Here is a 12,511-nt window from a genome sequence, read left to right on the forward strand (position 1 = left end):
CGGTCAAGCAGCGCCTGCACCACCGCGGGCCCCGCCGGGTCCCTGGTGCCGTGCGCCACCGCGAGCAGTGCGGGCCGGCCGGCCGGCGGCGCGGCTCCGGTCTCAGCCACCGGCGCCCGCCGGGAGCCGGTCGACGATCCGCGGGTCGCACGCCAGCCGGTAACCGCGCTTGACGACGGTCTCGACGATGCCGGGCCGGCCGAGACCGCGCCGCAGCCGCGCCACCGCCATCTCCACGGCGTGTTCGTCGGCCTGCGGGCGGGCGTCCCGCGGCCGCGCCTCCCGCGCCCAGGCTTCCCTGATGCCGGGCGCGACGGCCAGCCGGCCCGGCAGCACCCCGCACAGCTCCGCCCGCGACACCACGTGCCCGGGGCGCCGCGCGAGGGCCCGGAGGATCGCCATGGGCGCGGGCGCGATGGGCCTCAACTGGCCGTCCAGGACGACGGCGTGCCCGCGCAGCTCCAGCGAGAAGCCCCGGACCGACAGCCGCCGCGACCGCCGCCGCGGCAGGTCGGCGACCAGCGCCCGCACCAGCGCGCCGAGCCGGGCGCGTTCGGGCTGGACGGTCGGGACGCCCCGCTCGGTGAGCGCCTGCGCGGTGACCGGGCCGACGCACGCCGCCACGACATGGGTGCGCATGGCCTCCAGCAGGGCCTCCTCCAGGTCGTCCTCGGCGGCGACCGCGAGCGTCGCGGCGACCGCCGGGGCGCTGGTGAAGGTGATCGCGTCGATGGTGCCCGCGACCGCCTGCCCGACGAGGCGGCGCAGCTGCGTGGAGTCCTCGGACCGCGACCAGCGGTACACCGGGATCTCGATCACCTCGGCGCCGGCCGCGCGCAGGGCCGCGATCAGCTCCGGCTGGCGTTCCCCGTACAGCTGCACGGCCACGCGCGCCCCGGCCGGCTCCCGGTCCAGCAGGTGCCGGATCACCTCGGCGCACTCCTCCGAGTCCGGCGACCAGCGCTCCTGCAGGCCCGCGGACCGGATCGCGCCGCGCGCCTTCGGGCCCCGCGCCAGGATCTCGGTCTCGGCCAGGCGGCCGATGAGCGCGTCGCGCATGCCGTGCCCGTCGGCCGCCTCCAGCCACGCCCGGAAGCCGATCCCGGTCGTGACCACGACGTGGTCCAGGGGCCCGGCGAGGCACGCCCGGGTGGCCTCCAGCAGCTCGGCGTCGTCGGCGAGCGGGACCAGGCGGATGGCGGGCGCCAGCACGACCCTCGCCCCGCGCCGCTCCAGCAGCGTCGCGAGCTCCTCGTGGCGCCGGGCCGCGGTCACGCCGACGGCGAACCCGGCCAGCGGCTCACTGCCGGTGCTCATCGGTGAGCGCCACCTCCACCCGGTCCCCGGAGCGGCGGACCGGGAAGGTCGGCAGCGCCACCCGCGGGTCGTCCAGGCACGCCCCGGTCCGCAGGTCGAACACCTGCTTGTACATGGGGGACGCGACGGTCGGCGCCTCGTCCCGGGTGCCGAGGATCCCCCGCGACAGCACGTAGGCGCCGCTGAACGGGTCGAGGTTCGACAGCGCGTACAGGCCGCCGTCGAAGGTCCGGAAGATCGCCACCTGCGTCCCGTCCACCATCGCGCAGGCGCCCCTCTCGGGGGTCAGGGCGGCGTAGGAGCAGATGTCGAACCAGCGGGCCGCGGGCCGGCGCGCCCGCTCCCTGACGATCGTCGCTTCGGGTGTCGTGGTCATCGCGCGGCAACCTCCTGGCGGGGAACTGTCCGATGGTCCGATACTCGGAAGGGGCGGTTTCGCGGTTGGGTCTCCTTTGTCACCGCCGTGTTAAAAGGGGCTCACCTCGCGCCGGGGGCGGCGCCGTCCCCCTCGGCGGGCAGGGGCCGCAGCCGGACGGCGCACACCTTGAACTCCGGCATCCGCGAGACCGGGTCCAGCGCGGGGTTGGTGAGCAGGTTCGCGCGGCCCTCCCCCGCCCAGTGGAATGGGATGAAGACGGTGTCGGAGCGGATCGCGCCGGTCAGCCGCGCGGTCACGGTCGCCGCGCCCCGGCGGCTCTCCACCCGAACGCCGGCGCCGTCCTCGATGCCGAGGCGCCCGGCCAGGTCGGGGTGCAGCTCGACGAACGGCCCCGGCGCCGCCTCGGTCAACTGCCGGACGCGCCGGGTCTGCGCGCCCGACTGGTACTGCGCGAGGACGCGCCCGGTGGTCAGGTACACCGGGTAGTCGGCGTCGACGTCCTCGGCGGCGCCGCGGTGCTCGACGGGGACGAACCGGGCCCGCCCGTCGGGGGTGGGGAAGCGGTCCAGGTAGGGCCTCGGCGTGCCGGGGTGGTCCGGCGACGGGCAGGGCCAGAACACCCCGCCCTCGGCCTCGATCCGCTCGTAGGTGATGCCGGAGTAGTCGGCGGGGCCGCCCGCGCTCGCGCGGCGCAGCTCCCCGAACACCGCCCGCGGGTCGGTGCTCCACTCCCCCGGCGCCTTGAGCCGCTCGGCGAGCCCGGCGAGGATCTCCAGGTCGGTGCGCACGCCGTCCGGCGGGCGGACGGCGCGGCGGCGCCGCAGCACCCGGCCCTCCAGGTTCGTCATCGTCCCGGACTCCTCGGCCCACTGCGCGGTCGGCAGGACGACGTCGGCGCGCCGCGCGGTCTCCGACGGCACGAAGTCCGCCACCACGAGCAGGTCGAGCGCGCCGAGCCGCTCCTGCACGGCCGCGGCGCGGGGCGCCGACACGACGGGATTGGATCCGAACAGCAGCAGCGCCTTCGGGCCGTCCGCGGTGCCGAGCGCCGACAGCAGCTCGTAGGCCGACCGTCCCGGCCCCGGCAGGTCGCCGGGGTCGACGCCCCAGACCCCGGCGACGTGCGCGCGGGCCTGCGGGTCGTCGATCCTGCGGTAGCCGGGGAGCTGGTCGGCCTTCTGGCCGTGCTCGCGCCCGCCCTGCCCGTTGCCCTGCCCCGTCAGGCACCCGTACCCGGAGCCCTCGCGGCCCGGCAGTCCGAGCGCGAGGGCCAGGTTGACGAAGGAGCTGACGGTGTCGGTGCCGCGCGCGTGCTGCTCCGATCCCCGCGCCGTGAGGACGTGGGCGCGGGCGGCGCGGGCCAGCAGCCGGACGGCCTCGCGCATCAGCGGCACGGGCACCCCGGTGATGCGCTCGGCGCGGTCGGGCCAGTAGGCGTTGGCGACCGTCCGGACGGCGTCGAACCCGGTGGTGCGGGCCGCGATGTACTCCTCGTCGGCCAGGCCCTCGGCGAGCGCCAGGTGCAGCAGCCCGTTGGCGAGCGCGATGTCGGTCCCGGGCGTCGGCTGCAGGTGCAGGTCGGCCTGGCGGGCGGTGGCGGTGCGGCGCGGGTCCACCACGATGAGGGCGCCGCCGCCCTCGCGCATCCGCGCCAGGTGCCGCATGAACGGCGGCATCGTCTCGGCCGGGTTGCCGCCCGCGAGCAGGACCGCGCCGGAGGCCGCCAGGTCGGTGACCGGGCCCGGAAGGCCGCGGTCCATGCCGAACGCCCGCCCGGACGCGGCGGCCGCCGACGACATGCAGAACCGCCCGTTGTAGTCGATCTGGGAGGTGCCGAGCGCGATCCGCGCGAACTTGCCGAGCTGGTACGCCTTCTCGTTGGTCAGCCCGCCGCCGCCGAACACCGCGACGGCGTCCGGCCCGTGCAGCTCGCGCAGCCGCCCGATCTCCGCGGTGACGCGGTCGAGTGCCTCGTCCCAGCCGCACGGCTCCAGCGGCGCGTCCCGGTCCCGGCGCATCAGCGGCGCGGTCAGCCGGTCGGGGACGGTGAGCAGCTCGGCCGCCGTCCACCCCTTCTGGCAGAGCCCCCCGCCGTTGGCCGGCACGTCGTCGCGCGGCGCCACCCGCAGGGGCTTCGAACCGCCGTCGTGCAGAGTCATGCCGCACTGAAGGGCGCAGTACGGGCAGTGTGTGGGAGTCTCGGCCATCCACCGAGAGTCGGCGCGCCCGGTTTCACCGCCGAGTCCCGCGCGTGACCCCGGCGTTAAATGCCGTTCACCCCCTGCGTCCGGCGATGTCAAGGAGTCAGGCCGGGGGGACCGCGACACGCCTTGACGAACGCGTGTCAAGCGTTGTCGATCCCTGTCATGGCCTATTCGTTGCCTTTTGCCCGGTTGTCGAACGGATTCGCGGTGCTCCGGCGATCTCGCGGACGGATGCGGCCGCCGCCCCGGGACGGCCGGAACCGGTCCGGGGTGATCACGCTTAACCTCGGAGCATGCCCGACCTTGCCTACTACGCCTCCCTGCCGCGGGCCCGCGGCGCCGCGGCCGCCCTGCTGCTGGACGACCTGGGGCGGGTGCTGCTGGTCAAGCCCACCTACAGCGAGGGCTGGTTCCTGCCCGGCGGGGTGATCGAGGCCGACGAGTCCCCGCTGTCGGCGTGCGTGCGCGAATGCGAGGAGGAGCTCGGCCTGGTCCCCCGGCTGCACGGCCTGGCCTGCGTCGACTGGGGGTCGCCGCGCGACGACGGCGTCGACGCGGTCAACGTCTTCGTGTTCGGCGGCACCATCACCGGCGAGGAGATCGCGGCGATCCGGCTGCCGGCCGAGGAGCTGTCGGACCACATCCTCGTGGCGCCGGAGAAGGTCCCCGAACTCGCGCCGCCGCACGTGTCGCGCCGGATGGAGCCCAGCCTGCGGGCCATGGCCGCCGGCAGCGCCGTCTACCTGGAGGACGGCCGCGAGCAGGCGTTCGGGACCGCCCGCGCCTGACCCCGGGCCGGGCGGTCGCTCCGGCGCCTCGCCCGCACCGCGGCACGGCCCCACCCGCACCGCGGCACGGCCCCACCCGCACCGCGGCACGGCCCCACCCGCACCGCGGCCAGAGCCGCACCCCGCCTGCTTCCGTACCGCGCCTGCTTCCGTACCGCGTCTACACCGACACGGCGTCCTGGATCGTGCGGGCGCGCTCCGGCTCGGCGGCGTGGGCGCAGTGGGCGCAGCAGTAGAAGTGCCCGCCAACGTCCACCCCGTGCCCCATGATGCGGCACTGGCAGTGCTCGCAGATCGGCGCCATCTTGGTGACCGCGCACTCGAACGAGTCGAACGTGTGCACCTGCCCCTGCGCGTGCACCTCGAACGCCATCGCGTACTCGTTCCCGCAGACCTCGCAGGTTCCCATCGTCACCTCTCCGTTCCCCCGCCGCCTCGCCCTGGGTGCCTACCCGGGCGCGCCCGGGTCTACCCCGCACCTCACAGCGGGCGGGACACGCTGTGCAGCGGAGTTATCACTCCCGTATGACCGGTCACACACGCGCGAAACCCCGGGTTCCTACGGTCGGGTCGTCCGAGCGACCCAAGGAGACGCCCTGATGACCGCCACGACCGAAGCCGCGCGCGCCGAGCGCACCCCTCCGCCGAGAGGCCGGTGGATCGCCGACTGGCGCCCCGAGGACCCCGCCTTCTGGGCCGCCGGAGGCTCCCGGACCGCCCGACGCAACCTCGTGTTCTCGATCTTCTCCGAGCACATCGGGTTCTCGGTGTGGACGCTGTGGTCGGTGCTGGTGCTGTTCCTCGGCCCCGCCTACGGCGTCGACCCGGCCGGCAAGTTCACCCTCACGGCCGTCCCGGCGCTCATCGGGGCGGCGCTGCGCATCCCCTACACCCTCGCCGTCGCCCGGTTCGGCGGCCGCAACTGGACGATCTTCAGCGCCGCGCTGCTGCTCGTCCCGGCGGTGCTGGCCGCGGTCCTCATCGAGCCGGGCGTCTCGTTCACCACGCTGCTGCTGCTGGCGGCCGTCGCGGGCGTCGGCGGCGGCAACTTCGCGTCCTCGATGGCCAACATCAACGCGTTCTACCCGCAGCGGCTCAAGGGCTGGGCCCTCGGGATCAACGCGGGCGGCGGCAACCTCGGCGTCGCCGTCGTCCAGCTCGTCGGGCTGGCCGTCCTCGCCACCGCCGGCAAGGACCACCCCGGCCTCGTCGCGGGCGTCTACATCCCGTTCATCGTCCTCGCCGCCCTCGGCGCCGCCCTCGGCATGGACAACCTCGCGCACGCCCGCAACGACGGGCGGGCCATGCGGGACGTCTGCCGGGACGGCCACACCTGGATCATGTCGGTGCTCTACATCGGCACCTTCGGGTCGTTCATCGGGTTCGGCTTCGCGTTCGGGCAGGTCCTGCAGGTGCAGTTCACGGCCGAGTTCGACACCCCGATCAAGGCCGCCTACCTGACGTTCCTCGGCCCCGCGCTCGGGTCGCTGATCCGCCCCGCCGGCGGGTGGCTCGCCGACCGGCTCGGCGGCGCGAAGGTCACCTTCGGGACCTTCGTGGCGATGGCCGTCTCGGCCGCCCTCGTGCTGGCCGCCTCGCGGCTCGGCTCGCTCGGGCTGTTCCTCACCGGTTTCGTGCTGCTGTTCGCCTTCAGCGGCCTCGGCAACGGCTCCACCTACAAGATGATCCCGGCGATCTTCAGGGCGAAGGCGCACGCCGGCGTCGCGGACGGCGGGGACCCGGACGCCGCCGATCACGAGGCCCGCCGCCTGTCCGGCGCGCTGATCGGCATCGCGGGCGCCGTCGGCGCGTTCGGCGGCGTCCTGGTCAACATCGCGTTCCGGCAGTCGTTCCTGACCTACGGGACCGGCGACGGCGCCTACATCGCGTTCATCGCCTTCTACGCCGTGTGCTGCGCGCTCACCTGGCTGGTCTACCTGCGGGCCCGCCCGGGGAGGCCGGCGGGCGTCTGACGGCGGACTGCCGGCCCGAACGCCGCCGCCGCGCCCGGCCGGGCCCCTCCCCGGGGTCCGGCCACCGCGGCGAGCGGCCCGAGGAGCGCAGCACCGCCTCCCACGCGTCCCCCGGCTCCAGCGGCAGGTGCGGGACGCCCCAGTGCCACGCCGGCACCAGCAGGTCCGGGTCGCGCGGCCGGTAGTCGGCCCCGATCGCGCGGGCCATGTCCCAGGCGTGCAGGTGCCACTCCACGCACGCCGCGCCCGCGTGGTCGCCGACCGTGTACTTGGTGCCCCGGTAGATCAGGTGCGTCCGGTCCCACATGTCGGGCATCAGGTCGGCGTACGCCCCCGCCGACACCCCGAACGCCAGGATCCGCTCCGGGCCGGGCTCGGGCGGCAGCACCGCCAACTCGGCCGCGTTCTGCCGCGCCTGCTGCCTGATCAGCACCGCCGTGGCCGCGTCCTGCGCGAACAGCTTCGCCAGCCGGCTGTCGGGCGCGTCCTGGAGGTACTCCAGGAAGTTCTCCGCGACGCACCGCAGATGCCCCGCCAGGTCGATCAGCTGCCAGTCGGCGCAGGGAGTCGGCACGTCCCAGTCGGCGACGGTCTCCGCCAGGGCGATGATCGCCTTCACCCCGTCCTGGTAGGACTCCAGTACGCGGCACCGGTCCGGCGGCGTGCGCTCCACGTGACATCCCCCAACGTCCAGAGCACCCTGTGCCCTCCCCGCCGGGTCGCGCAGGCGCGAACGCGCGGCGCGAGCACCCCCGGCGTTCCCCGGAGAGGGCAGACTCTCAAAGTTCGGTGGCCCGTGCCACCCGGTGACGCCGTGTCGCCACGCGCCCGCGGCGGCTCACACGCGGGCCGCGGGCCGCGTCCTGAAGCTCAGCCGGTGCGCCTCCCGCGCCGTGCGCAGGCGGTCGACCTCGTCCGTCCACGGGCGCACCGCCGGGCGTGCCTTGGCCTTGCGGTAGGCGATCTCGGCGGCGCGGCGCGTCTTGGCGTCCTGCGCCTCCGTCGAGTACACCTTCGGACCCATCGCGACCCGCTCGGCCGCCTCGGCGGCGGCGAGCACGGCCGTCATCGCCCGGTCGAACGCGACCGTCAGCTCCCCCAGCTCCGGCTCGGCGGCGCCGGACGCCTGCGCGTCCCGCAGCGCCCGCTCCGCGTCGCCCGCCGCCGCGAGCCGGTCGTCGTACTCGGCGGCCAGCCGCTGGTCGGCCTCGTACGGCTCGGCGACGTCCTTGCTCACCCGGCGGCCCAGCGGCATGGCGGTACTCCCTCGACGGTCGTGCAGTGTTCGATCGAGGTAAGCGTACGCGGGGTCCCGGCGTGTTGCGGCGGCGGACACCCGGCTTCGGTCCTTTACGTAGTAAGGTCTATCCTCATGGTCAGGCAGCCCAGCATCAACGCCCAGAACCGCGCCCCCCTGTCCACCGAGCGGATCATCGAGGCGGCCCTGCGCATCGTGGACGGCCAGGGACTCGGCCGCCTCACCATGCGCCGGCTCGGCGACGCGCTCGAGGTCGAGGCGATGGCGATCTACCACCACCTCCCCCGCGGCAAGGAGCAACTCCTGGACGGCCTGGTCGCGCACGTCGCGGCCGCCCCGGCCGACACCTCCGCCTCCGGGCGCTGGCAGGACGTCCTGCGGGCGTGGGCGGACGGCTACCGCGAGCGCCTGCTGGCCCACGCGGGCGTCCTCCCCCTGGTCGTCACGCGCCGCAACCCGGCCGCGCTCGCCGCCACCCTCGCCTCGTTGCGGGAGGTGCTGCGCCGCGGCGGCGTCGCCGAGGACGCCGCGGCCGTCGCCGCGCACACCCTGCTCGGCTACGTGATCGGCCACGCGGCCCTCGAGGTGCGCGGCACCGCCGAGGACGGCGCCGCCGCCCGGATCGCCTCCGGCGAGGACGGCGCGGTCGACTGGGACGCCCGCTTCCGCGCGGGCCTCGGCGTCGTCCTCGGCGGCGTGCGCTAGGACCGCTCAGTCCTCGACGAGGATGACCTCCAGGTGCCGGGGGCCGTGGGCGCCCTCGACCCGCGCCGCCTCGATGCCGTAGGTGGCGGACGGCCCGCTGATCCACGTCAGCGGCCGCGCCGGGTCGAGCCGCGCGACCGCCTCCGGGACCGTTCCGACGATCTGGTCGGCGTGCACCACGCACAGGTGGTAGCCGGGGACGAGGGTGAGGGCCCGCCTCCCCTGCGCCCGGCCGCCGTCCAGGACGACCGTGCCCGTCTGCGCGACGGCCACCGCGCAGCCGGTGACGACGCCGTCCGACGCGGCGAGGGTTTCGAGGTCGACCGCCGGCGCGTCGGCCAGGGCCCGCACGCCGTCCAGCTCGGCGAGCCACCCGAAGGGCAGGTCGGCGGGGACGACGATCTGCTTGACCTCGCGCCCCCACAGCGCGGCCGCCACGGCCGTGCCCGCCTCGTCCGCGCCGACGTGCCGGACCGCCGCGCGGTTGTCGGCGACCCGCTCGATGAACAGCGCGAGGACGTCGGCCCTGGTCTCGGCGTCCGCCGGGGCCGGCCGCCGGGCGTAGCCGCGCGGCACCGGCGGGCGCGTGCCGCGTTCCCCGCCGAGCGCCTCGCGGACCCGGCGCAGCACCTCCTCGCGCGAGCTCATGCCCGCGTCCTGTCCCACCAGCCGCGGAAGCTCTCGGCCGGCGGCGCGGGAAGGTCGCGGGCCTCGGTCCACTTGCCGAGCAGGCCCGGGAGGCGGCGGATCCGCCCGCCGCGCGACAGCAGCCGCGCCCACCGTGCACCGCGCCGCACCGCCGCCTCGTGGCGGCGCGGATCGCCCAGCGTCCAGGCGAGGCCGCGCATCAGCGCCATCTCGGGCGTCGGGACCGGGCGCCTCCGGCGCGACTCGACCACCTTCCCCCGCAGGTGCACCAGCAGGTCCGGGATGTCGATCTTCACGGGGCAGACGTCGGCGCACGCGCCGCAGAGCGTGGACGCGTAGGGCAGGGACGCGTCGGCGGCGCTCTCCACCCCCCGGGTCAGCGGAGTGAGCACCGCGCCGATCGGGCCGGGGTGGACAGGACCGTAGGGGCGCCCGCCCGTCCGCTCGTAGACGGGGCAGACGTTCAGGCAGGCCGAGCAGCGGATGCAGCGCAGGGCGGCGCGGCCGACCTCGTCGGCGAGCGCGCGGGTGCGGCCGTTGTCGAGCAGGACGAGGTGGAAGGCGCGCGGCCCGTCGTCCGGCGTCACGCCCGTCCACGTCGAGACGTACGGGGTCATCCGGTCGCCGGTCGACGAGCGCGGCAGGAGCTGGAGGAACACCTCCATGTCATCCCATGTCGGGACGACCTTGTCGATCCCGGCGACGCTGATCAGCGTCTCCGGGAGCGTCAGGCACATCCGCGCGTTGCCTTCCGACTCCAGCAGGACCAGGGTGCCGGTCTCGGCCACCAGGAAGTTCGCGCCGGTGACCGCCACGCGGGCGCGCAGGAACCGCTCGCGCAGGTGGGCGCGGGCGGCGGCGGCCAGCGCCTCGGGGTCGTCGCCCGGGCCCGGCTCGGCGGCCGGGACCGCGCGCCGGAACACCTCCGCGATCTCCGCGCGGTCGCGGTGCGCGGCCGGCGACAGCAGGTGGGACGGCGCGTCCTCGCCGAGCTGCACGGCCATCTCGGCGACGCCGGTCTCGCGGACGGTCACGCCCGCGCGGGCCAGCGCGTCGTTCAGGCCGATCTCCCGCGTCGTCGCGGACGCGGCCTTGACGACCTCCCTGGCGCCCGTCGCGCGGACCAGGCCGGTGACGACACGGCGCGCCTCCGCCGCGTCCGCCGCCCAGTGCACGGTGCCGCCCGACTCGGTGACGGCCCGCTCCAGCTCCTCCAGGTGGGCGTCCAGGTCGAGCAGCGCGCCGTCCTTGATCGCGCGCCCGGCCTCGCGCAGGTCCTCCCAGTCGGCGGCCTCGGCCGCCGCGGCGGCCTCCCGCCCCCGCAGCGCGGCCGTCGCGCCGCGCAGGTTGCGGCGCAACCGGGTGTCGGCCAGTTCCGGCCGTGCGGCGGCGGCGAACTTCGGCCTCGGCGCCGGGACGGGTCCGCTCCTGCCGGAGGACGGCGTCGCCCCCGGTGAGGAGGCCGTCACACCGGCCCCGTCTCCGCGAGGATCTCGGCCAGGTGCATCGTCCGGACGCCGCCGCGCAGCCGCGACAGCGCGCCGCCGATGTGGGCCAGGCACGAGTCGTCGACCGCGCAGACCACGTCCGCCCCGGTGGCGCGGACGTGCCGGACCTTGTCGGCCACCATCGCGACCGACACGTCCGCGTTCTTCATCGCGAACGCGCCGCCGAACCCGCAGCACTCCCCGGCGGACGGCAGCTCCACCAGGTCCAGGCCCCGCACCGCGCGCAGCAGCCGCACCGGCCGGTCGCCGACGCCGAGGGTGCGCAGGGACCGGCAGGACGGGTGGTAGGTGACCCGGTGCGGGAAGTACGCGCCGACGTCGGTAACCCCGAGGACGTCGACGAGGAACTCCGTCAGCTCGTAGACGGCGAGGCCCTCGGCGGCGCGGGCCAGGCCGGGGTCGCGGGCCGTCCGGGCGATCTTCGGGTAGTCGGCGCGGACGGTCGCGGCGCACGACGCCGACGGCGCCACCACGACCTCGCAGCCCTCGAACGCGGCCGCGTGGGAGCGGGCGAGCCCGGCGGCCTCGCGGTGGTAGCCGGCCGTCCAGTGGAACTGGCCGCAGCAGGTCTGCCCCGGCGGGAACGCCACCTCGTGCCCGAGCCGCTCCAGCAGCACGGTCACGGCCTTCGCGGTACCGGGGAACAGCACGTCCTCGAAGCACGCGACGGACAGCGCGACCCGCACCGGCCTCACTCCCCCCGCCCCCCGCAGAGCCCGTTCCCCCGCCGAACATCGTAGGGGTTTCAGACTCCGGCGGCGTGTCGTTCTTCGTCCGTTATCGCGCGGGAGGCACGCTACTGCGTGGCGCCCCGGAAGTGGGAGGGATCACACCCGTCCGGTACTCCGGAACCAATGGACAACCGTCCCAACGGGCTATGGCCGGTGGGAGCGAACCACTCCACACTTGGGTGCGTCAGAACAGGAAAGCACCACGACCGACCAGTAGTTGAGACCGGAGGCACGCCATGTGCCCGCACCAGCCGCCTTGTCCCTCCCACAACGCACCCGACCGCGACGCCGCCCGCACGCTGGCCTCGCACCCCGAACAGGGGTGGAGCCTGCTGTGCAACGGGGTCGTGCTGTTCGAGGACACCGGTGAGCTGCTGCCCGACGGGGGAGTCATCGCGCCGCACCGGCCGACGGACGCGCAGGCCACGTCCGCCGCTTGAGCGGTCTCCACGGGGGACTAGTTCAAACGGGTGATCATCCTCGGGGGCACGCCCGCCCACGATCGGCCTCTGGGCCCGCACCGGGCCCGGAGCGACTCTACCGCCGGCCCGTCCGCACCGGACGGGCCGCCCACCGTTTCAGCCACGGCTCCACGGCGCGGCCGACGGCCGCGGGGTCCTTGCCGAGGTCGTGCCGCTCGCCCGGCAGGACCGCGACCTGCGCCGCGTCCGCCGGGCCGGGCACGCCGAACGGGTCGCGGTCGCCGTTGACGACGACGACCTCGACCCCCGCCGACCGCAACTCCTCCACCCGGGTCTTCTCCGGCCTGCCCGGCGGGTGCAGCGGGAACGCGAGCGCCACCACGCCGGCCGCCCCGGCGGCCTCCGCCGTCCGGCACGCGACCCGCGCCCCGTTGCTGCGGCCGCCCTGAACGAGCGGGACGTCCCCGAACCTCTTCCGCAGGCCCGTCGACCGGATCAAGGCCATAACCGGCCGCATCGACCTGGTGCACTGCAACGACAGCCGGGACTCGTTCGGGTCGGGGGCCGACCGGCACGCC

General features: G+C 75.6%; 14 protein-coding genes. 4 read left to right on the forward strand and 10 right to left on the reverse strand.

Features of this window, described 5'->3' with window-relative positions:
• Positions 1 to 102: 102 nt before the first annotated feature.
• The 3 genes from AB0K37_RS35130 to AB0K37_RS35140 all read right to left on the reverse strand — a co-directional run bounded on the left by AB0K37_RS35130 (position 103) and on the right by AB0K37_RS35140 (position 3,903).
• Positions 103 to 1,317, reverse strand: a complete 1,215-nt coding sequence (locus tag AB0K37_RS35130; protein ID WP_363988517.1) for a uroporphyrinogen-III synthase — start codon at positions 1,315 to 1,317, stop codon at positions 103 to 105.
• A complete protein-coding gene (nirD, locus tag AB0K37_RS35135; RefSeq protein WP_363988520.1) occupies positions 1,301 to 1,693 on the reverse strand; it encodes a nitrite reductase small subunit NirD in 393 nt (130 codons plus the stop codon). Before nirD ends, AB0K37_RS35130 begins: the two co-directional genes overlap by 17 nt.
• Before the next feature lie 101 nt (positions 1,694 to 1,794).
• Complete coding sequence (locus AB0K37_RS35140) at positions 1,795 to 3,903, reverse strand: molybdopterin oxidoreductase family protein (protein ID WP_363988523.1); 2,109 nt, start codon at positions 3,901 to 3,903, stop codon at positions 1,795 to 1,797.
• A gap of 290 nt (positions 3,904 to 4,193) precedes the next feature.
• On the opposite strand from AB0K37_RS35140, the gene AB0K37_RS35145 reads away from it, so the two are divergent.
• Entirely contained in the window at positions 4,194 to 4,688 is a 495-nt protein-coding gene (locus AB0K37_RS35145) for an NUDIX hydrolase (protein WP_363988526.1), read from the forward strand.
• A 160-nt stretch (positions 4,689 to 4,848) separates the two neighbouring features.
• Here the strand turns inward: AB0K37_RS35145 and AB0K37_RS35150 are convergent, their stop codons facing one another.
• Positions 4,849 to 5,097, reverse strand: a complete 249-nt coding sequence (locus tag AB0K37_RS35150; protein WP_345183963.1) for a hypothetical protein — start codon at positions 5,095 to 5,097, stop codon at positions 4,849 to 4,851.
• Between the two features lie 190 nt (positions 5,098 to 5,287).
• On the opposite strand from AB0K37_RS35150, the gene AB0K37_RS35155 reads away from it, so the two are divergent.
• Positions 5,288 to 6,661: a nitrate/nitrite transporter gene (locus AB0K37_RS35155; RefSeq protein ID WP_363988528.1), complete on the forward strand. Its 1,374-nt coding sequence runs from the start codon at positions 5,288 to 5,290 to the stop codon at positions 6,659 to 6,661.
• On the opposite strand, the gene AB0K37_RS35160 is transcribed toward AB0K37_RS35155, so the two are convergent.
• Together AB0K37_RS35160 and AB0K37_RS35165 are read right to left on the reverse strand one after the other, a co-directional pair.
• Positions 6,609 to 7,334 carry a maleylpyruvate isomerase N-terminal domain-containing protein gene (locus AB0K37_RS35160; RefSeq protein WP_345183940.1) on the reverse strand — a complete coding sequence of 242 codons (726 nt, stop codon included), beginning with the start codon at positions 7,332 to 7,334 and terminating at the stop codon, positions 6,609 to 6,611. The two genes, AB0K37_RS35155 and AB0K37_RS35160, sit on opposite strands and share 53 nt — an antisense overlap.
• Positions 7,335 to 7,499: 165 nt before the next feature.
• Positions 7,500 to 7,916, reverse strand: a complete 417-nt coding sequence (locus AB0K37_RS35165; protein ID WP_363988531.1) for a plectin — start codon at positions 7,914 to 7,916, stop codon at positions 7,500 to 7,502.
• A 117-nt stretch (positions 7,917 to 8,033) separates the two neighbouring features.
• Between AB0K37_RS35165 and AB0K37_RS35170 the strand changes: the two genes are divergently transcribed.
• Positions 8,034 to 8,624: a TetR/AcrR family transcriptional regulator C-terminal domain-containing protein gene (locus AB0K37_RS35170; protein WP_345183944.1), complete on the forward strand. Its 591-nt coding sequence runs from the start codon at positions 8,034 to 8,036 to the stop codon at positions 8,622 to 8,624.
• A 6-nt stretch (positions 8,625 to 8,630) separates the two neighbouring features.
• Here the strand turns inward: AB0K37_RS35170 and AB0K37_RS35175 are convergent, their stop codons facing one another.
• From AB0K37_RS35175 to AB0K37_RS35185, 3 genes are all read right to left on the reverse strand, one after another.
• A complete protein-coding gene (locus AB0K37_RS35175; RefSeq protein ID WP_363988533.1) occupies positions 8,631 to 9,272 on the reverse strand; it encodes an LUD domain-containing protein in 642 nt (213 codons plus the stop codon).
• Positions 9,269 to 10,645, reverse strand: coding sequence for a lactate utilization protein B (locus tag AB0K37_RS35180; protein ID WP_363988542.1), 1,377 nt, complete (start codon positions 10,643 to 10,645; stop codon positions 9,269 to 9,271). Before AB0K37_RS35180 ends, AB0K37_RS35175 begins: the two co-directional genes overlap by 4 nt.
• Before the next feature lie 92 nt (positions 10,646 to 10,737).
• Positions 10,738 to 11,466 (reverse strand): (Fe-S)-binding protein, encoded by a 729-nt coding sequence (locus AB0K37_RS35185; protein WP_363988536.1) that lies wholly within the window; start codon positions 11,464 to 11,466, stop codon positions 10,738 to 10,740.
• A 281-nt stretch (positions 11,467 to 11,747) separates the two neighbouring features.
• On the opposite strand from AB0K37_RS35185, the gene AB0K37_RS35190 reads away from it, so the two are divergent.
• A complete protein-coding gene (locus tag AB0K37_RS35190) occupies positions 11,748 to 11,951 on the forward strand; it encodes a DUF5999 family protein (RefSeq protein ID WP_345183950.1) in 204 nt (67 codons plus the stop codon).
• 97 nt (positions 11,952 to 12,048) lie between these two features.
• On the opposite strand, the gene AB0K37_RS35195 is transcribed toward AB0K37_RS35190, so the two are convergent.
• A partial coding sequence (locus AB0K37_RS35195; RefSeq protein ID WP_363988539.1) for an alpha/beta family hydrolase occupies positions 12,049 to 12,511 on the reverse strand: 463 nt, incomplete at its 5' end.

This window comes from Actinomadura sp. NPDC049753 (assembly GCF_040674655.1).
GTDB classification, from domain to species: Bacteria; Actinomycetota; Actinomycetes; order Streptosporangiales; family Streptosporangiaceae; genus Spirillospora; species Spirillospora verrucosospora.